The sequence below is a fragment of the Nocardioides sambongensis genome (assembly GCF_006494815.1).
In the GTDB taxonomy this organism is placed as follows: domain Bacteria; phylum Actinomycetota; class Actinomycetes; order Propionibacteriales; family Nocardioidaceae; genus Nocardioides; species Nocardioides sambongensis.
The window spans coordinates 2,927,774-2,946,287 of the sequence record NZ_CP041091.1 but is presented as its reverse complement, the minus strand read 5'-3'; the positions used below and the strand labels follow the sequence as shown (position 1 = coordinate 2,946,287).

15 protein-coding genes are annotated in these 18,514 nt (G+C 72.5%); 9 read left to right on the top strand and 6 right to left on the bottom strand.

Going from position 1 to position 18,514, the window contains the following annotated elements; all coding sequences use genetic code 11:
- Nucleotides 1-23: 23 nt before the first annotated feature.
- The 3 genes from FIV43_RS13875 to FIV43_RS13870 form a co-directional block, all read right to left on the bottom strand.
- A complete protein-coding gene (locus tag FIV43_RS13875) occupies nucleotides 24-647 on the bottom strand; it encodes a M1 family aminopeptidase (protein WP_181407489.1) in 624 nt (207 codons plus the stop codon).
- Nucleotides 626-1,558 (bottom strand): gluzincin family metallopeptidase, encoded by a 933-nt coding sequence (locus FIV43_RS21065; RefSeq protein WP_181407488.1) that lies wholly within the window; start codon nucleotides 1,556-1,558, stop codon nucleotides 626-628. Before FIV43_RS21065 ends, FIV43_RS13875 begins: the two co-directional genes overlap by 22 nt.
- Nucleotides 1,559-1,694: 136 nt before the next feature.
- Nucleotides 1,695-1,901, bottom strand: coding sequence for a hypothetical protein (locus FIV43_RS13870; RefSeq protein WP_141014604.1), 207 nt, complete (start codon nucleotides 1,899-1,901; stop codon nucleotides 1,695-1,697).
- A 204-nt stretch (nucleotides 1,902-2,105) separates the two neighbouring features.
- On the opposite strand from FIV43_RS13870, the gene FIV43_RS13865 reads away from it, so the two are divergent.
- From FIV43_RS13865 to FIV43_RS13845, 5 genes are all read left to right on the top strand, one after another.
- Nucleotides 2,106-3,059, top strand: a complete 954-nt coding sequence (locus FIV43_RS13865) for a hypothetical protein (protein ID WP_141014603.1) — start codon at nucleotides 2,106-2,108, stop codon at nucleotides 3,057-3,059.
- Between the two features lie 192 nt (nucleotides 3,060-3,251).
- Complete coding sequence (locus FIV43_RS13860; protein WP_141014602.1) at nucleotides 3,252-4,319, top strand: hypothetical protein; 1,068 nt, start codon at nucleotides 3,252-3,254, stop codon at nucleotides 4,317-4,319.
- Nucleotides 4,320-4,488: 169 nt separating this feature from the next.
- Nucleotides 4,489-8,085: a (Fe-S)-binding protein gene (locus tag FIV43_RS13855; protein WP_141014601.1), complete on the top strand. Its 3,597-nt coding sequence runs from the start codon at nucleotides 4,489-4,491 to the stop codon at nucleotides 8,083-8,085.
- 483 nt (nucleotides 8,086-8,568) lie between these two features.
- Nucleotides 8,569-9,408, top strand: coding sequence for a helix-turn-helix transcriptional regulator (locus tag FIV43_RS13850; protein ID WP_141014600.1), 840 nt, complete (start codon nucleotides 8,569-8,571; stop codon nucleotides 9,406-9,408).
- Nucleotides 9,409-9,464: 56 nt separating this feature from the next.
- Complete coding sequence (locus FIV43_RS13845) at nucleotides 9,465-11,120, top strand: AMP-binding protein (protein ID WP_141014599.1); 1,656 nt, start codon at nucleotides 9,465-9,467, stop codon at nucleotides 11,118-11,120.
- Nucleotides 11,121-11,156: 36 nt separating this feature from the next.
- Here FIV43_RS13845 and FIV43_RS13840 read toward each other — a convergent pair whose 3' ends face one another.
- Nucleotides 11,157-12,155: a type IV toxin-antitoxin system AbiEi family antitoxin domain-containing protein gene (locus tag FIV43_RS13840; RefSeq protein ID WP_141014598.1), complete on the bottom strand. Its 999-nt coding sequence runs from the start codon at nucleotides 12,153-12,155 to the stop codon at nucleotides 11,157-11,159.
- A 98-nt stretch (nucleotides 12,156-12,253) separates the two neighbouring features.
- The gene (locus FIV43_RS13835; protein ID WP_141015952.1) at nucleotides 12,254-13,009 is read right to left on the bottom strand and encodes an HAD-IIA family hydrolase; all 756 of its coding nucleotides are present in this window, start codon (nucleotides 13,007-13,009) and stop codon (nucleotides 12,254-12,256) included.
- Nucleotides 13,010-13,110: 101 nt separating this feature from the next.
- Between FIV43_RS13835 and FIV43_RS13830 the strand changes: the two genes are divergently transcribed.
- The 3 genes from FIV43_RS13830 to FIV43_RS13820 all read left to right on the top strand — a co-directional run bounded on the left by FIV43_RS13830 (nucleotide 13,111) and on the right by FIV43_RS13820 (nucleotide 15,463).
- Entirely contained in the window at nucleotides 13,111-13,644 is a 534-nt protein-coding gene (locus FIV43_RS13830; RefSeq protein WP_231123391.1) for a toxin-antitoxin system HicB family antitoxin, read from the top strand.
- A gap of 58 nt (nucleotides 13,645-13,702) precedes the next feature.
- A complete protein-coding gene (locus tag FIV43_RS13825) occupies nucleotides 13,703-14,542 on the top strand; it encodes a DUF4097 family beta strand repeat-containing protein (protein ID WP_141014597.1) in 840 nt (279 codons plus the stop codon).
- Nucleotides 14,543-14,653: 111 nt separating this feature from the next.
- On the top strand, nucleotides 14,654-15,463 hold the full coding sequence (locus tag FIV43_RS13820; protein ID WP_141014596.1) for an SDR family oxidoreductase: 810 nt from the start codon (nucleotides 14,654-14,656) through the stop codon (nucleotides 15,461-15,463).
- Between the two features lie 44 nt (nucleotides 15,464-15,507).
- On the opposite strand, the gene FIV43_RS13815 is transcribed toward FIV43_RS13820, so the two are convergent.
- Complete coding sequence (locus tag FIV43_RS13815; RefSeq protein WP_141014595.1) at nucleotides 15,508-17,028, bottom strand: PucR family transcriptional regulator; 1,521 nt, start codon at nucleotides 17,026-17,028, stop codon at nucleotides 15,508-15,510.
- 260 nt (nucleotides 17,029-17,288) lie between these two features.
- Here FIV43_RS13815 and gabT point away from each other — a divergent pair, with 260 nt between their 5' ends.
- Nucleotides 17,289-18,470 carry a 4-aminobutyrate--2-oxoglutarate transaminase gene (gene gabT / locus FIV43_RS13810; RefSeq protein WP_456237733.1) on the top strand — a complete coding sequence of 394 codons (1,182 nt, stop codon included), beginning with the start codon at nucleotides 17,289-17,291 and terminating at the stop codon, nucleotides 18,468-18,470.
- The last annotated feature ends 44 nt before the right edge of the window (nucleotides 18,471-18,514 follow it).

Genomic DNA, 18,514 nt, shown 5'->3' with positions numbered 1-18,514 from the left:
CCCCGTCCCGGCCCGGCCGGAGATCAGTCGGTCGGCGGTGTCGTCTCGCTGAGCAGCCAGTCGGCGAAGAACGCGTCCAGATCCTCCCCGGTCTGCTCCTCGATCCAGGCCACGTACTCGTAGCGGTCGGCGATGTCGTTCTCCTGCGCCAGCGGCCACTCCCGGAGCAGGTCGAAGAAGCGCTCGTCCCCGACCTCCTCGCGCAGCTCCTGCCACATCAGGGCCGGGCCCAGGTAGACGTTGGCATCGACGAACCGGTCCGGGTCGTAGTCTCCCGGCGGTCCGGCCGCCTCCCGTGCCGCGGCCTCGCTCTCGCGCCACTGGTCGATCTTCTGCTCGATGCCCACCCCCTCCTGCTCGGCCTCCCACATCGCCTGCAGGTAGGTCGCCATCCCCTCGTTCATCCACACCTCCGACCAGTCCGCGGGGCTGACGGTGTCGCCGTACCACTGGTGGGCGATCTCGTGCACGATCACCGGCGCGGAGAGGGAGTAGGCGGAGTTGCCGAGGGTGACCATGGTCTGGGTCTCCATCCCGACCTGCGAGCGGCCGGCGACGACGATGCCGAACGTCTCGAACGGATACGCACCGAGGATCTCCTCGACCCACCCCATCGCCTCGGCGGTCACCCCCGTCTCGCCGGGCAACGCGGGCCCCTGCGCCGGCGCCCAGATCTGGATCGGCACCCCGGACGGCCCGGTCTGGCCGGTGACCTGGAAGTCGTCGAAGGCGACGGTGACCAGGTACGACGACGCCGGCTCGGCCAGGTGCCAGCTCGTCCTCCGGCGGGGCCCTGAGCGAGGTGGTCGGTGTTCTCACCGTTCGCGACCCCGGTCAGCCCGCCGGTGGAGGTGAGGGTGAAGTCGTAGAGGGCCTTGTCGGAGGGGTGGTCGTTGACGGCGTACCAGGTGAATGCCCCGTAGGGCTCCTGCAGCGTCCAGGTGCTGCCGTCGGTGTCGGTGATCCAGCCGACGCCCTGCGCGAAGCTGCTGAGGTCGTTGGGCGCGGGGGTCGGCTGCGGGGTGCCGGCGTAGTCGATCCGGACGGTGTGCACGTCCCCGGCGGTGACCGGCGCCGCCAGGGTCAGGTCGGTGCCCCGGTGGCGGAAACCCACGTCGGTCCCGTCGACCGCGACGGCGTCGACGTCGAGGGAGTCGCCCAGCTCGAGCGGGATCGCGGGGGCGTCGGTGGCCGCCCGCAGGACCAGTGTCTGCACGCCGGTCAGGTGGCGCCGCCCGGGGTGCCAGGTGAGGTCGAGGTCGTAGTGCAGCGCATCGACCACCTCGTTGCCGTGCTCGGGATAGACCGAGTCCGTCCGCGGGTGGCTGACCGCCTCGCGGAGCTCGGCCGGCACCTCGGCGATGTCGTCGGTGGGCCGCGCCGGCGCCGGTGCGGTGCGCTCGCCGAGGGCTCCCTCCGCGTCCGCCTGCTCGTCGGTGCCGGAGCAGGCGGCCAGGGCGAGGGAGCTCAGGAGCAGGCAGGCCAGCGCCACCACGCACCTCGGCCTCCGGCTCCCGGTCACGTCCCGACCCTCCTCCTCGACGGCGTCCCGGTCCATGATGGTCCACCCGCCCGACACGAGCCCTCGACGAGCCCGCCGCGACGGGCTCGCCGGCGGCCGAGGCGGAACCTCCCGCGGACTGGGTCGTTGGGTGGGCAGGCGCTCGGCGCGGACTCGGTGCGTGGAGCCAGGCTCAGGGGAGCGGGATGACCACACGGGAGAACCAGGCAGCGACACCGACGGCACCGACACCGACGACCGGTGTGCGGCGTGGGGCGGCGGCGATGCGGATCGGGACGGCGCTCGTGCTGGCCGGGGGAGTGCTGGCGGTGGTCACCACCGTGCCCACCACCCAGACCGGGCGCACCGTCGACCTGGTCCAGGCCGACGAGGCGGCCAAGGCCGCACTGGGCCTGCCGCACGTCGACCCGCCGGGGACCGGGCCGCACCGGCACGACGACCCGGCCACCAAGAACCTGGTCTCCCGCGGTGAGACCGTGGGGACGAGGCCACCGACCCGACCACCGCCGCCGAGCGTCGCCGATCCGTCGCCTACGTCGACCGGGAGCGGGCCCTGCCCGACCCGCGGCTGCGTACGGCGCCGGTGCGGGCGTCGCGGGCCCTGGTGCCGCAGAGCCGCTATGCGATGGCCGACGGCTGCTACACGCTGCGGGCGCCCTCGGGCGGCTACCTGGTCCGCCAGGGCGAGGAGGTCGCGGTGGGCGCGGTCGGTGCCGGACGCGCCGCACCGTTCTTCTTCAAGGCCACCCGGCTCGGCGGCTACCTGCTGCACACCGCCGCCGGCGAGCTGGCCGACACCCGCTCCGGCGTCCGGATCGCGGCCGAGCCGAGTCCCGCCGCCGACTGGACCGTACGACGCCACGGCACGCGCTTCCAGCTCCGGCTCCCCGACGGCGGGCTGCGGGTGGCCTCGGGTCGACTGGAGGTCGGTGGGACGCCGACCGGGTTCGCGTTGCGTCGTACCTCCGGCTGCGCCGGCTATCCGGAGGCGAAGGTCAACGTCGCCGGCCGGCCGCACGCCGGGGTGACCGACTTCCAGGAGGTGCGCGGCTACATCGACGCGCACACCCACGGGATGGCGTTCGAGTTCCTCGGCGGGAAGGTGCACTGCGGCCGTCCGTGGCACAGCTACGGTGCGCCGTTCGCGCTGGAGGACTGCCCCGACCACACCCTGACCGGCGGCAACGGCGCCCTGCTCGAGGCGGTGCTGTCCGGCAACCCGACGCACGACCCGGTCGGCTGGCCGACGTTCCGGGACTGGCCCTCGCCGGAGTCGCTGACCCACGAGGGCACCTACTGGAGGTGGCTGGAGCGGGCCTGGCGCGGCGGGCAGCGGATCTTCGTGAACCTGCTGGTGGAGAACAACCAGCTGTGCCAGCTCTACCCGCTCCGGAGGAACTCGTGCGACGACATGGACTCGGTGCGGCTCCAGGCCCGTGACATGTACGCGATGCAGGACTACATCGACGCCCAGTACGGCGGCCCGGGGCGGGGTTCTACCGGATCGTCACCGACCCCTACCAGGCGCGCCGGGTGATCAACGCGGGCAAGATGGCCGTGGTGATGGGGGTGGAGACCTCGATCCCGTTCGGCTGCACCTACAAGACCGTGCTGGGCGGGACCTCCCCGCCTGCAACGCGGCCGACATCGACGCCTCGCTCGACGAGCTGCACGCGATGGGGGTGCGGCAGATGGAGCTGGTGAACAAGTTCGACAACGCGCTCGCGGGGTGGCCGGCGACGCGGGCGCCACCGGGATCGCGGTCAACCTCGCCAACTTCCTGGAGACCGGGTCGTTCTGGCGGATGGAGCACTGCGAGCCCGCTGACGGGGAGAGCGCGGACCGCACCCAGCTGGCGCTCCCGGACATCAGCGGTGGACAGCAGGACGCACTGTTCGGCGCGATCGGCCAGCTCTTCGGCGACATCCTGCCGGCGCTTCCCCTCTACGGGACGCCGCTGCACTGCAACAAGCGCGGCCTGACCGACCTCGGCGTGCACACCATCGGGTCGCTGGCCGACCGCCGGATCATCTTCGACCCGGACCACCTCAGCGTGAAGGCGCGGAAGGCGTCGATGGACGTGATCGAGGACCTCGGCTATCCGGGAGTGATCTCCAGCCACTCCTGGTCCACCCCGGACACCTACCCCCGGATCTACGCCGGCGGCGGCTTCATCACCCCCTACGCGGGCGACTCGACCGGGTTCGTCGCCAAGTGGCGGCGTCACCTGGAGTGGGCCGACCGCAACTTCTACTTCGGCTTCGGGTTCGGGGCCGACATCAACGGGCTCGGCGCCCAGGGCAACCCGCGGGGTGCCGACGTGGCCAACCCGGTGGAGTATCCGTTCACCGGCCTCAACGGAGTCCGGGTCTCCCAGCAGCGTGCCGGGCAGCGCACCTGGGACATCAACGTGGACGGCGTCGCACAGTACGGCCTCTACCCGGACTGGATCGAGGACCTGCGCCAGATCGCCGAGTCCGACCACCCCGGTGACGGCGCGAAGATCGTCGACGACATGGCGCGCGGCGCCGAGGCCTACCTGCAGATGTGGGAGCGGACCTACGGCGTGGCCCCCGACTCCTGCCGCAACCCGGGGCTGCGACGGCGACCGTCGGTGATCCGCCAGCGGGTCCGGGTCGGGATGAGCGACGAGCAGGTGCTGCGTGCGGTGGGGCAACCCTGGCAGCGGCTCGGTACGACGTACACGATCTGTGCCCGGACGAAGAAGCGGGAGCGCGTGCCGATGCGGATCCGGTTCAGCGCCGCGGGGCGTGTGCTGGACGTCACCGGCACCTGACCTGGTCACCCCTGGCCCGGAAGTTACCTGCGGGTAGTATCGCCTTCCGACGGTGCTGGGATGCCCGAGTTGTTAGGTCAGCCTTCGCAGACCCTGGGACCGGAACCGCCGTAGGCTTCGCCCCGCGTGCAGTCTGTGCGCACCCTGACGACGAGGAGCCGTTGGAACCATGCAGCTCGTAGCGATCGTGATCTCGTTCGCCTTCACCGCAGTCGCGGTGGCCCTCACCGTCCGCGCCGTCCGGTCGATGCTGGGGGTGATCCGCAAGGGTCAGCCGGCGCCCGGTCGCACGGACAACCCGGTCGGGCGGCTGGGGACGATGCTCAAGGAGACCGTCCTCCACACCCGGATGCTGCAGTGGACCTGGGTCGGCATCCTGCACTGGTTCGCTTTTGCGGCGTTCATCTTCCTCTCCACCGCGGTGGCCGCGGCCTTCCCGCAGCTCTTCGACCCCGAGTGGACCCTGCCGGTGGTCGGCCAGGGCTTCATCTACGAGTGGCCCGCCGAGATCCTCGGCCTGCTCGGCTCGCTGGCGATCATCCCGCTGATCATCTACCGGCTCACCCACCGCCCGGACCAGATGGGGCGGCAGAGCCGGTTCTTCGGCTCCACCATGTGGCAGGCCTACTTCGTCGAGGCGATGGTGCTGCTGGAGAGCTCCGCGATCCTCTTCATCCGCGGCGCGGAGTACAACCTCGCCAAGGCGCACGGCGGCGAGACCGCCGAGCACGCCACCGCCGCGCACTTCCCGGTCTCCCAGTTCTTCGGCAACCTCTACCCGACCGGTGAGGACTCGATCGGGACGCTGGAGAACATCATCTTCTTCATCGCCATGGTGAAGATCGTCTCGGCGATGGTCTGGCTGATGGTGATCTCCACCAACCTGACCATGGGCGTGGCCTGGCACCGGTTCACCGCCTGGTTCAACATCTTCTTCAAGCGCGAGCCCTCCGGCCGTACGGCGCTCGGCGCGGTCAAGCCGCTCACCTCCGGCGGCAAGCCGATCACGCTGGACGCCATCGACGATCTCGACGAGGACTCGGTGCTGGGCGTCGGCACCATCTGGGACTTCTCCTGGAAGGACATCCTCGACTTCACGACCTGCACCGAGTGCGGTCGCTGCCAGTCCCAGTGCCCGGCCTGGAACACCGAGAAGCCGCTGTCGCCCAAGCTGATGATGATGGGCCTGCGCGAGCACGCGTACGCCGCCGCCGGTGGTGTCGAGGGCGCCGAGGAGCGGGCGCTGATCGGGCAGCCCGGCGAGAACACCGACGGCGTCGCCGCGGACGACTGGTTCTACAACCCCGACGGCGGTGACTTCGTGCTCAGCGCGGACGCGCTGTGGGACTGCACCAACTGCGGCGCCTGCGTGCAGCAGTGCCCGGTCGACATCGAGCACGTCGACCACTTCGTCGACATGCGCCGCTACCAGGTGCTGGTCGAGTCGAACTTCCCCTCCGAGCTCAACGGCCTCTTCAAGGGCCTGGAGAACAAGGGCAACCCGTGGAACATGTCGCCCACGGCGCGGATGGACTGGGCCAAGGACCTGCCGTTCGAGGTGAAGGTCGTCGGCGACGACATCGAGTCCCTCGACGAGGTCGAGTGGCTCTTCTGGGTCGGCTGCGCCGGTGCCTACGAGGACCGGGCGAAGAAGACCACTCGTGCGGTCGCGGAGCTGCTCGACACGGCGGGCGTCAGCTTCGGCGTGCTCGGCAACGGCGAGACCTGCACCGGTGACTCGGCCCGCCGCGCCGGCAACGAGTTCGTCTTCCAGGGCCTGGCGCAGCAGAACGTCGAGACCTTCAAGGAGTACAAGGTCAAGAAGGTCGTCTCGACCTGCGCCCACTGCTTCAACACCCTGAAGAACGAGTACAAGGACTTCGGCATCGAGCTCGAGGTCGTGCACCACACCCAGCTGCTCAACCGCCTCGTGCGCGAGGGCAAGCTGACCCCGATGAACTCCGGTGAGGGCACCCACCAGCGCTCGATCACCTACCACGACCCCTGCTTCCTGGGCCGGCACAACCAGGTCTACTCGCCCCCGCGCGACCTGCTCCAGATCCTCCCCGGCGCCGAGTACAAGGAGATGGAGCGCAGCAACGAGCGCTCCTTCTGCTGCGGTGCGGGCGGTGCCCGGATGTGGATGGAGGAGAAGGTCGGGGAGCGGATCAACCTCAACCGCACCAACGAGGCGGTCGGCACCGGCGCGGACCAGATCGCGGTCGGCTGCCCGTTCTGCCGGGTGATGCTGGCCGACGGACTGACGAAGATGCAGGCCGACGGCGAGGCCCGCGAGGAGGTCGAGGTCCTCGACGTGGCGCAGATGCTGCTCGCCTCGGTCAAGGGCGAGGTGGCCACCAAGCTCAGGCCGGGCGAGGGTGCCCCGCTGGCCGCTCCGGCGGCGAAGAAGGCGGCCCGGCCGGTCGAGACCAAGGCGGAGCCGGAGGCCGGCGACGTGACGGTCACCGACGACACGGTCACCGCCACCGAGGACGTCGGCCCGGCCGCCAAGGCGTCGGGCGGATCGAGCATGTTCGACGACCCGGGCTCGATGTTCGACGAGCCGTCCGCCAAGGCCGCTCCGGCAGCGGAGACGCCGGAGAAGACCGCCGAGAAGACGGCGGAGCCCGCCTCCGGTGGGTCGCTCTTCGACGACGCCGGATCGCTGTTCGACACCTCGGCGGAGAAGCAGGCCGAGAAGCAGGCGGAGAAGCCGTCCGCGAAGGCGGCGCCCGCCGCGGAGAAGCCGGCGGACTCCGGATCGCTCTTCGACGAGGGCGGGTCGCTCTTCGACACCCCGGCACCGGCCGAGGCGAAGACCGAGACCCAGACGGCGGCGAAGAACGAGACCCAGCCGGCGGCGAAGTCGGAGCCGGCCGCGAAGGCGGAGCCGGCGGCGAAGTCGGAGTCGGCGGCGAAGGCGCAGCCGGCTGCCGAGATCCCGGAGGGTGGCTCGCTGTTCGACATCGCCGCCCCGGAAGCGCCGACGGCCGCGGAGCCGAAGGCCGCGGAGCCGAAGGCCGCGGAGCCGAAGGCCGCGGAGCCGAAGGCCGCGGAGCCCGCCACGCCGAAGCCCGCCCCGGCGACAGCCGCGGAGGACCAGCCGGCCCCCGCCCCGGCCGCTGCCGCGGCGCCTGCCGCGGGCGGCTCGGCCGAGGCCAGCCAGCCGCACACCGACGTGGACATCGCCGGTGCAGGCTCGCTGTTCGACATCGCTGCGCCGGAGGCGGTCACGGTCCAGAAGGCGACGCCGACGGCGCAGGCCGAGGTGGCGGCTGAGCCCGAGGCGGCGGTCGAGCCCGAGGCGGCGGTCGAGCCCGAGGCGGCGGCCGAGCCGGTGACGGAGCCCGCCGCTGCTGCGACGCCAGCCGCGGGCGGTCCTGTCGAGGCCAGCCAGCCGCACACCGATGTGGACATCGCCGGCGCAGGCTCGCTGTTCGACATCGCGGCGCCGGAGGCGGTAACCGTGGAGCGGGCGGCGCCTGCCCCGGCAGTGCAGCCCGAGGTCGGGTCGGCGGCCGAGCCTGAGCCCGAGCCCGAGGTGGAGACGGCGCCCGAGGCGGAGGCCGAACCGGCGGCCGAGCCCGAGGACGAGGCAGAAGCAGAGTCCGCGGTCGAGCCCGAGCCCGAGGACGAGGCAGAAGCAGAGTCGGTGGTCGAGCCCGAGCAGGCGGCCGAGAAGCCGAAGCCTGTCGCCTCCGGCGAGGCCCACCAGCCCCGCACCGACGCCGACATCCACGGCGCGGAGTCGCTCTTCGACCTCTGAGGTCATGTCCCTCGACGCCGGGTCCGTACCTTCACCGGTGCGGGCCCGGCGTCGTTGTCGGTCGCTGACGCAGCGACCCCCGCGGGCGAGACCCCGCGCAGTGTCGCACCGGCACCTGGACGAGTCGCCGCGCAGCGCCGTACCGGCGTCAGTGTGGTCGGCACCTCGATGGCTGGCACCCTGGCTCCGGCCTTCGACCCCTGCCCTTGACCCGCACGCGCCGCCGGCATGCGACAGCGCCCCGGCCTTGACCCCTCGGCTTCGTCCGCTCGACCGCTCTGGAGCGACCCCTCGGGCGGTCGGCAGCGACCCCTCGTCCCCACGGCAGCGACTCCTCGACCTTCCGGCAGCGACTCCTCGACCTTCCGGCAGCGACCCCTCGGCCGGTCGGGCCTGACCTCTCGGCCGGTCGGGCCTGACCTCTCGGCAGCGACCACGCCCCAGACCGCGCCGGCGATCCGCGGCGCGGGCTAGGCTCGTCGCGTGGAACCAGTGGACGCCCCCGGGCCCAACGCGGTCGACGCGTTGTGGGGGAGCGCCCTGCGCCGGTTGCGGAGCACCAGTGGTGCGGCGGTCGGCTTCGGCGGGTCGGTCCAGGACGGCGCGCTCCGGCTGACCCGCTTCGACGGGGTCCGGGGGCGTGCGCTCGAGGACCTGGCGGTGGTGAGCGGCCGCGGTGTGGGCGGCCGGGTCTGGGAGCGGCGGGCGGCGTTCGGGGTGGCCGACTACGGGCGTGCCGCCGACATCTCCCACCACTACGACCGGCCCGTGCTCAGCGAGGGGCTGCGGTCGGTCGTCGCGGCCCCGATCGTGATCGGCCGCGACGTCCGCGGCGTCGTCTACGCCGGTGTCCGGGAGTCGGTGACCGCGGGCGACCGGCTGCTCGACGCGGTCAACCGCACCGGACTCTGGCTGGCCAGGGAGCTGGCCATCGAGGACGAGGTCAACCGCCGCCTCGCGGAGCGGACCGCGGTCCTGCAGCAGGCGGAGTCGGCGGCCAGCGAGCGGTGGCGTCGCGCACACGCCGGCCTGCGCGAGCTGCGGGCCAGCACCACCGACGCGGCCACCCGCTCGGCCCTCGCGCGGCTCCTGGAAGACCTGCAGCCCGCGGCCGCGGACGGGGAGGCTCCGGCGCTGACCCCGCGGGAGACCGACGTCCTCACCCAGGTCGCCACGGGCGCGTCGTACGCCCAGGTCGGCGCGCGCCTGGGGATCGCGCCGCAGACGGTCAAGTCCTACATGCGGGACCTGATCGCGCGGTTCGAGGTGCACTCGCGGCACGAGGCCGTCGTGGCGGCACGTCGACGCGGCCTGTTGCCGTAGCGGGCGGACCCCCATCGGGGGTGTGATCGCACTCACAGCCGGGGCACGATGGGGCCATGACCGATCCGCGTGCCGAGCTGTCCGTCGCCGCCGGCGAGACCACCACCCCGTTGCTCGAGGAGACCATCGGCGCCTGCCTGGAGCGCACCGTCGCGGCGTATCCCGACCGGGAGGCGCTGGTCGAGGTGGCCACCGGGAGGCGCTGGACCTGGCGTGCCTTCGACGAGGACGTCGACCGCGTCGCTCGCGGGCTGATCGGCCTCGGTGTCGAGAAGGGGGACCGGGTCGGGATGTGGGCACCGAATTGTGCCGCGTGGACCATCGTCCAGTTCGCCACCGCCAAGATCGGCGCGATCCTGGTGAACATCAACCCGGCCTACCGCACCCACGAGCTCGCCTACGCCCTCAACCAGTCCGGTACGACGCTCCTGATCGCCGCGAGCAGCTTCAAGTCCAGCGACTACCGCAGCATGGTCACCGAGGTGGTCGACGCGGGCCGGACGGCCGCTCTGCGCCGCACCGTCTACGTCGACACCGACGACTGGGCCGACCTGATCGCCGCCGGTGACGCGGTGCCCGCCGGTGCGGTGGCCGAGCGGGCGGCGACGCTGCGGCCCGAGGATCCGATCAACATCCAGTACACCTCGGGCACCACCGGCTACCCCAAGGGGGCGACCCTGAGCCACCGCAACATCCTGAACAACGGCTTCTTCGTCACCGAGCTGATCGGGTTCACCGAGCAGGACCGGCTCTGCATCCCGGTGCCGTTCTACCACTGCTTCGGGATGGTGATGGGCAACCTCGGGTGCGTCTCCCACGGGGCGACGATGGTGATCCCCGGGCCCGGGTTCGATCCGGCGACCACGCTCGCCGCGGTGCGGGACGAGCGCTGCAGCGCCGTCTACGGGGTGCCGACGATGTTCATCGCGATGCAGCAAGCGCTGCTCGACGCCGGCGGCGCCGTCACCGCCGACGACCTCTCCACGCTGCGCACCGGGATCATGGCCGGGGCTGTCTGCCCGGTCGAGGTGATGAAGCGCTGCATCAACGACATGCACATGGCGGAGGTCTCCATCGCCTACGGCATGACCGAGACCAGTCCGGTGAGCTGCCAGACCCGCAGCGACGACGACTTGGAGCGTCGTACCGCGACGATCGGGCGGGCGGCACCGCACGTGGAGATCAAGGTGGTCGACCCGGTCACCGGGGAGACACTGCCGCGTGGCGAGGCCGGTGAGTTCTGCACCCGCGGCTACTCGGTGATGCTCGGCTACTGGGAGGACGAGGCGAAGACCGCCGAGGCGATCGACGCGGACGGCTGGATGCACACCGGCGATCTGGCGGTGATGCGCGAGGACGGCTACTGCACCGTCGTCGGCCGGATCAAGGACATGGTGATCCGAGGCGGGGAGAACATCTATCCGCGCGAGATCGAGGAGTTCCTCTACGGCCACCCCGACATCGAGGACGTCCAGGTGATCGGCGTGCCCGACGACCGCTTCGGCGAGGAACTCTGCGCCTGGGTGAAGGTGCGGGCAGGCGCGGAGCCGCTGGACGCCGAGGCGGTGCGGTCCTATGCGGACGGCAGGCTGGCCCACTACAAGATCCCGCGCTACGTGATGGTCGTCGAGGAGTTCCCGATGACGGTCACCGGGAAGATCCGCAAGGTGCAGATGCGGGAGGAGTCGGCGCGGGCGCTCGGTCTCGGGTGACCCACCCGCGCGGATGCCGGAGTGGGGAGGTCCCGATCAACCTGCTTGACCGGAAGTTCCCCACTCCACCGTGCCGGGGCAGTCGGGGCAGGGGTGGCCCTCGCCGGCCCACCCGCGACGCTGGAGCAGGCGCGCCACCTTCGTCGCGGTGAGGCAGGGTCGCCCGAGCACCTGCGGGTAGCCGAGACGGACGGTGGGATGATCGGTCAGGCTGGCGTCCAGATCCCGCTCGAGGTCACGGTCGCGCTGCCGCGCCGAGGTGTGGAACGCGCGCCCGTCCAGCTCGACGACCTGGCGCCAGCGCGGTCGCTCGCCTCCGTAGAGCACGTCGCGCAGCAGTCGCCGACCGGCGTCGTCCCTCGCTTCGGCCTGACGGAGGCTCCGGGGCAGGCCGTGCGCCCGTTCGACCTGGGTGAGATAGGCGTGCTCGAGGACCGAGCAGGTGCCCGTCGCGGCGTCGGCGAGCACGGAACCGAGCCGTTCGCGCTGATGCAGCCACGGGATCTCGTCGACCCGTTCCAGGAGTCGCGCGGCGGTGGTGCGTCGCCCGCCCACGGCGTCGGTGAGCACCGCAACGGTCGTCAGCGGGTCGCCGGCGTCGGCGAGCGCGAGCACCGCGTCCTCGTAGCGGAGGCGTGGCGGGGAGAGGTGCCACTGGATGGCCTGCTCCAGGCGCCGGGTGCGCCGGACCCGCACGCCCGAGGGCGCGCGGACCCGACGTCGATGGTCCACGACGACCTCGATCGGCCCGTCGTCGCGTGCGGTACGACGCCCGGGGCCCTCGTGCGCGCGGAGAGCGGACCCGGCGTCGAGCCCGGAGGGCCAGCAGGCGAGGACCGCCGCCCAGGCCCGCTGGGTCCAGGTGAGCGGTCCGTTGTGGTCGACGTACACACCGGGATGCACCGCCACCCAGTCGCGTCGCCGCAGCAGCCGGGCGATCGCGGTGGGAGTCAGGCCGGCGGCGAGCGCCTGCCGGCGCCCGATCAGGCCGTCCTGCCGGTCCAGGAGTCGACGGATCTCGTCGTGGGGCGTCATGCCCGAGCCGGTGCCCACGACCTCGGGGGCTCACACCCGCGGCCGCGGCGGCTGTGGACGCGGGCGTGCCGGAGGCACCGGTGGGCCGCGGCGCCAGATCAGACCTCGCCGGACTCCACCAGCTCGGTCACGTCCTTGATCGAGTCGGCGATCCGGGTCGCGCGGTAGGGGAAGACGTCGACCGCGTCGGCCTTGGTGGAGCCGGTGAGCACCAGCACCGTGCGCAGGCCGGCCTCCAGCCCGGCGATGATGTCGGTGTCCATCCGGTCGCCGACCATCACGGTGGTCTCGGAGTGGGCCTCGATCCGGTTCAGCGCGCTGCGCATCATCAGCGAGTTCGGCTTGCCGACGTAGTAGGGGTCGCGGCCGGTGGCGCGGGTGATCAGTGCGGCGACCGCACCGGTGGCGGGCAGCTTGCCGTCCTGGGAGGGCCCGCTCGGGTCCGGGTTGGTGGCGATGAACCGGGCTCCGGCGTCGATCAGCCGGATCGCCTTGGTGATCGCCTCGAAGGAGTAGGTGCGGGTCTCGCCGAGCACCACGTAGTCGGGGTCGCGGTCGGTCATCACGTAGCCGACCTCGTGCAGCGCGGTGGTCAGCCCGGCCTCACCGACGACGTAGGCGGTGCCGCCGGGGCGCTGGTCGAGCAGGAATTGCGCGGTGGCCAGCGCCGAGGTCCAGATCGCCTCCTCCGGCACGTCGATCCCGCTGCCGAGCAGCCGCGCGCGCAGGTCGCGAGGGGTGAAGATCGAGTTGTTGGTGAGCACCAGGAAGCGCCGACCACTCTCCTTGAGGGTCTCGATGAACTCGGCAGCACCCGGGATCGGGTGCTCCTCGTGCACGAGCACGCCGTCCATGTCGGTCAGCCAGGTCTCCACCGGTCGGGTCACGGGTCCATCCTGCCTGATGCCGGAGCTGACATCACAAGAGGTTGCAATGACAGCATTATGATGTCATTATGGTGCGTATGGACATCACGCCCTACGTCGACAGCCTCCGTCGGGACCTCCTCTCCGCCGCCGAGAGTGCCGGCCCCGAGGCGCGGGAGGTCGCCGAGCGCCTCGGCTTCGCGCTCGACCCCGCCGCGCGGCTCGCGATGATGGAGGCGATCAGTCAGGCCGCCGCCGAGATCACCGCGGCGATGCCGTCCGGCGGCGTCGACGTACGACTCGACGGGCGCGACCTGGACTTCGCCGTACACGCGCCCACCCCCGAGCCGCCGGTGGAGTCGACGCCCGCCGCGCCCCAGCCGGTCGACGAGGGTGACCTCGCCCGGGTCAGCCTCCGGATCCCGGAGTCGGTCAAGGCGCGGGCCGAGGAGGCCGCCGCCGCAGCCGGTCAGTCCCTCAACACGTGGCTGGTGAACGCGGTGCGCGCCGCCACCAGTGAGCGCGCGGTCCGGGTCGACGTGGACCTGTCCAGCGTCCCGTTCGGCGGGGACTTCCCGTTCGGCGGCAAGCGCGGCGAGCGCCGGATGACCGGCTGGCTCTGACCGCGGTCCCGGTCCCGCCTCGAGCCACCACCCACCCACCTCAGATCAGGAGAGAGCGATGAACGACAGCAACGTCGCCGAGTACGGCTTCGACACCCCCGGCCCGGTCCGGCTCTACGTCGAGCTGGGCGAGGGCCTGCTCGAGGTGACCGCCTCCGAGCGCGCCACCAGCACCGTCCACATCGAGGGCCGCCGCGCTCGCGAGGTGGTCGTCGAGCAGACCCAGGACGGGATCAGCGTGATCGCCCCGAGGAACCGCACCGGCATCTTCTCCGGGGACCAACGCCTCACCCTGCGCGTGGAGGTCCCCAGCGGCAGCGGCCTGACCGTCAGGACCGGCAGTGCCGACGTGGTCGCCGCCGGTGCCTACGGCGACGTGCGGGTCAAGAACGGCTCCGGTGACGTGCGCCTGGACCAGGTGGGCGGCGTCGCCGTCCTGGACACCGGCTCCGGGGCTGTGCAGGTGGCGTCCGGCGAGGGCGAGCTGCGCATCCGCAGCGGCTCCGGTGACGTCGCTGTGGGTCGCGCCGGTGCGGCCAGCTCGATCTCCACCGGCTCCGGCGACGTGCGCCTCGGGGCCGCGCTTGCCGACGTCGTGGTCAAGACCGGCTCCGGCGGCCTCGCCATCGAGCAGGCCGAGGCCGACGTCGCGATGACCACCGGCTCCGGCAGTCTGGTGATCGGCGCAGCGAGCCGCGGCCGGATCACCGCCAAGGGCGCCTCGGGCGACCTGCGCATCGGCGTCCCCGACGGCACCCCGGTGTGGACCGACATCTCGACGGTCACCGGACGGGTCCGCTCCGACCTGCGCAGCGTCGGCGAGCCGCAGCCGGGCCAGGACCACCTCGAGCTGCGCGCGGTCACCGTGAGCGGCGACGTCACCCTGGCTGCGGTCTGACGGACACCGGCCTGCAAGACAGGGATTGTGGTGCTCGCTGGTGTCACCGGCTGACACCGACGGGCACCACAAGGGCTCGACAACGAGAACGTGTTCCAGTTTGATGCGCCCATGAACACCTACGTGGTCAGTGGAGCAGCATCGGGCATCGGCGCGGCGACGGCGGCCTGGCTGCGCACCGCCGGACACCGAGTGATCGGACTCGACCTGCGCGAGGGGGACGGTGTCGAGATCGGCGCCGACCTCGGCACGCCCGCCGGCCGCACGGACGCCGTACGACGCATCGGGGAGCTCGCCCCCGATGGGCTGGACGGGATCGCGCCCTGCGCCGGACTGGGGCCGGTCACCGGCCTCGACCCGCAGACCATGGTGTCGGTGAACTACTTCGGCAGCGTCGACCTGGTCGAGGCGCTCCGCCCCTCGCTGCGGCCGGGCGCGGCGGTGGTGATGGTCTCGTCGAACTCGGTGACCGGCCAGCCGGGCTGGAACGCCGAGGTCGCGCAGGCCTGCTTGACCGGCGGGGAGGAGGTCGCCCGCAAGGTGGCGGGCGGTGTCGAGGTGGTCCACATCTACGCCGCCACCAAAGCGGCCGTGGCCTACTGGGCCCGCCGCGCCAGCGCGAGCCCCGAGTGGGGCGGCGCCGGCCTGCGGCTCAACGCGGTCGCCCCGGGCTTCATCGCCACGCCGATGGGTGAGGCGATGACGAAGGACCCGGTGCTCGGCCAGTTCGTGCAGGCCTACCCGTCGGCCCTGGGGCGACCCGGACGGCCGGAGGAGGTGGCCGAGGTGATCGGGTTCCTGCTCTCCGACCGTGCCTCCCTGATCACCGGATCGGTGGTCTTCGTCGACGGGGGCACCGACGCGCTGCTCCGTCCGATCGCGCCCACCGGACTGGACGTCCCGCCGATCCACGCGAGGTGAGTCCAGGCTGATTCCAGGCTGAGCCCGGGGCCCGGCCGCCCGCATCAGCGCGGCTGCACCGGCTCCGGTGCCGGCAGCGCCTGCAGTGCGATCCACGCCCTGACCCGGTGCTCGGCGTCGTCGAGGTGGAGCCCGGTGAGCATCTCCACCTGCTGGATCCGGTGCCGCACGGTGTTGCGGTGGACGCCGAGCTCCTCGGCCACCTTCAGCCGCGACCCGTGGTGGCTGAGGAAGGCCAGCAGGGTGGCGCGCAGCTCGGGGGAGGCCGCCAGGGGTGCGAGGAGGGTGTGCGCGAAGTCGGCGGCGCGGTCGGGCTCGAGCAGCCCGAGGATCCCGGTGTGCATCACCTGCTCCCAGGCCACCACCGGCGCGCCGTCCGCGGTGCGGGCCAGTGCATGGCCGGCGGTCCGGTGTCCCGCCGCGACATCCTCGAGCGCCACCGGCTCGCCGATGCCGACCCGCGCTCCGGCTGCCACCGCGTCGGCGGCGAGCGCCTCCGCGCGGTCCGGAGCCACCAGCGCCACCAGGCCGTCGTCCTCGCCGCTGATCATCAGGCCGTCGTCCTCCACGGCTTCGAGCAGGTCGCTCAGCCCGGTGCGGACCGCCCCGGCCGCCACGCTCGGCCGGGACAGCACCACGCACACCCGCTCCGGTACGACGACCGGGCGGGACGCCGCACCGAGGACGAGCACGGCTCCGTGGGAGTCGCCGGCGAGGAACAGCGCGAGCGCCCGGGCCCGCAACGCCCGGTCGGCGTCGCGCCGCTCCGCGGCCCGCTCGCCGGCGAGCCCGAGCAGCGCGACCGCGGTGCGCACCGCGCTGCGCCGTGCCTCGCCGGCGCCGGCGGGCAGCAGCACCGCGAGGTAGGCCGACGGGCGGGTGCGCACCCCGATCGGGTGCAGCTCCACCGCCGCGTCCGAGGTCGCCACCGCGGAGGCGGCCCGCAGGCCCCGTGGCCGGATCCGGGCCAGCTCGGCGGTGAGGCTCGCCAGGTCCAGGTCGTCCGACCGCGGCCCGGACGGGTCGACCAGGAGTGTGCCGTCGGGTGCGAGCACGGCCGCCGCTCCGCGCAGCAGGCCGGCCAGCCGTCGGGGGACGGCGCTGCCGTCGTGAGCGTCCAGTGCCGCGGTGATCAGCTCGCGCTGATACCTGCTCGCGTCGCGCGCCTCCCGCCGGTCCTCCTCCTCGAGCAGGTCGGCGATCGCCCGGCTGACCGCCACGAACGGAGTGTCGTGCGGCACCTCGATCAGGTTCAGGTGGTGCCGCTCGCAGGCGCGGACCAGCCCGACGGGCGGGCGGGCGTGGGTGAGCCCGGTGGCCAGGCCGAGCGCACAGATGCCGCGGGCGACCAGCCGTTCGACGTACCCGTCCCACTCGCGGCGCCATCCGCGCGCCGCGAGGCCCGTGGTGAGCAACAGCTCGCCGCCCTCGAGGAAGGGCGCGGGGTCGTCGAGCTCGCTGGTGGCGACCCAGCGCACCGCGGCGTCCGGATCCACGGCGTGGGTGGGGCGCAGCGCGAGTGCCGGCAGCGCGAGCACGTCGACCAGGCTGACCATGGGTGACATGGTTGCACAGACTGAGCAGATGAATTGTGCAGAGCGGACCCTGCCGCCGGCGTGCGCGTCGCCCTACCGTCGAGGCATGACCAGCCACGCCGACACCGCCACCACCGTTGCCCTGGGGGCCCGGATCTTCCCCAGGAGCGACGCCTGGTCACCGAGATCCCCGGTCCTCGCTCGATCGAGCTGCACGAGCGCAAGCAGCGGGCGGTCTCCGCGGGCGTCGGCACGGTGCTGCCGGTCTACACCGTCGCCTCCGGGGCGGTGTGGTCGTCGACGTCGACGGCAACTCCCTGATCGACTTCGGCTCCGGCATCGCGGTGACCACGGTCGGCAACAGCAACCCGCGCGTGGTGGCGGCCGTCGCCGAGCAGGTCGCCGCGTTCACCCACACCTGCTTCATGGTCACCCCCTACGACGGCTACCTCCGGGTCGCAGAGCGGCTCAACGCGATCACCCCCGGCGACCACGAGAAGCGCACCGTGCTCTTCAACTCCGGGGCCGAGGCGGTGGAGAACGCGGTCAAGATCGCCCGCGCCCACACCGGCCGCCAGGCGGTCGTGGTCTTCGACCACGCCTATCACGGCCGGACCAACCTCACCATGGCGATGACCGCCAAGAACATGCCCTACAAGCACGGCTTCGGGCCGTTCGCCGGCGAGGTCTACCGGGCCCCGCTGTCCTACCCGTTCCGCGACGGCGGCCTGGACGGCGCCGCGGCGGCGGCACGGGCGATCGACACCATCGACAAGCAGGTCGGCGCCACCAACACCGCCGCCGTGGTGATCGAGCCGATCCAGGGGGAGGGAGGCTTCGTCGTGCCGGCACCCGGCTTCCTCGCCGCGATGGCCGCGTGGTGCCGCGACCACGGCGTGGTCTTCGTCGCCGACGAGGTGCAGACCGGCGTCGCCCGGACCGGGGCACTCTTCGCCTGCGAGCACGAGGAGGTCATGCCGGACCTGATCGTCACCGCGAAGGGTCTGGCCGGCGGCATGCCCCTCTCCGCGGTCACCGGCCGCGCCGAGGTCATGGACGCGCCGCACACCGGCGGACTCGGCGGCACCTACGGCGGCAACCCGGTCGCCTGCGCCGCCGCGCTGGCCGTGCTGGACGCGGTCGAGGAGGACGGTCTGGTCGAGCGCGCCCGCGCGATCGAGGCCACGATGGTCCCCCGGCTGCGCGCGCTGCAGCAGGGCGACGCCCGGGTCGGCGACGTCCGGGGACGCGGCGCGATGATCGCCGTCGAGCTGGTCCGTCCGGGCACCACCGAGCCCGACGCCGCGCTCACCGCCCAAGTCGCCGCCGCCGCGCACGCCGAGGGGCTGATCGTGCTCACCTGCGGCACCTGGGGCAACGTGCTGCGGTTCCTGCCGCCGCTCTCGATCCCGGACCACCTGCTCGACGAGGGTCTGGACATCCTCGAGCGGATCTTCCGCGCCACCCGCTGACCACCCCGCTGACCACCCCGCTGGCCACCCCGCTGACCACCCCC

Bases quoted from the DNA above. Each gene is read 5' to 3' on its own strand.
- FIV43_RS21065 (WP_181407488.1), bottom strand. From the start codon at position 1,558: ATGGACCGGGACGCCGTCGAGGAGGAGGGTCGGGACGTGACCGGGAGC.
- FIV43_RS13830 (WP_231123391.1), top strand. From the start codon at position 13,111: ATGGTGCGTATGGACATCACGCCCTACGTCGACAGCCTCCGTCGGGAC.
- FIV43_RS13815 (WP_141014595.1), bottom strand. From the start codon at position 17,028: ATGTCACCCATGGTCAGCCTGGTCGACGTGCTCGCGCTGCCGGCACTC.
- FIV43_RS13840 (WP_141014598.1), bottom strand. From the start codon at position 12,155: ATGACGCCCCACGACGAGATCCGTCGACTCCTGGACCGGCAGGACGGC.
- FIV43_RS13825 (WP_141014597.1), top strand. From the start codon at position 13,703: ATGAACGACAGCAACGTCGCCGAGTACGGCTTCGACACCCCCGGCCCG.
- FIV43_RS13835 (WP_141015952.1), bottom strand. From the start codon at position 13,009: ATGGACGGCGTGCTCGTGCACGAGGAGCACCCGATCCCGGGTGCTGCC.
- FIV43_RS13820 (WP_141014596.1), top strand. From the start codon at position 14,654: ATGAACACCTACGTGGTCAGTGGAGCAGCATCGGGCATCGGCGCGGCG.
- FIV43_RS13855 (WP_141014601.1), top strand. From the start codon at position 4,489: ATGCAGCTCGTAGCGATCGTGATCTCGTTCGCCTTCACCGCAGTCGCG.
- FIV43_RS13845 (WP_141014599.1), top strand. From the start codon at position 9,465: ATGACCGATCCGCGTGCCGAGCTGTCCGTCGCCGCCGGCGAGACCACC.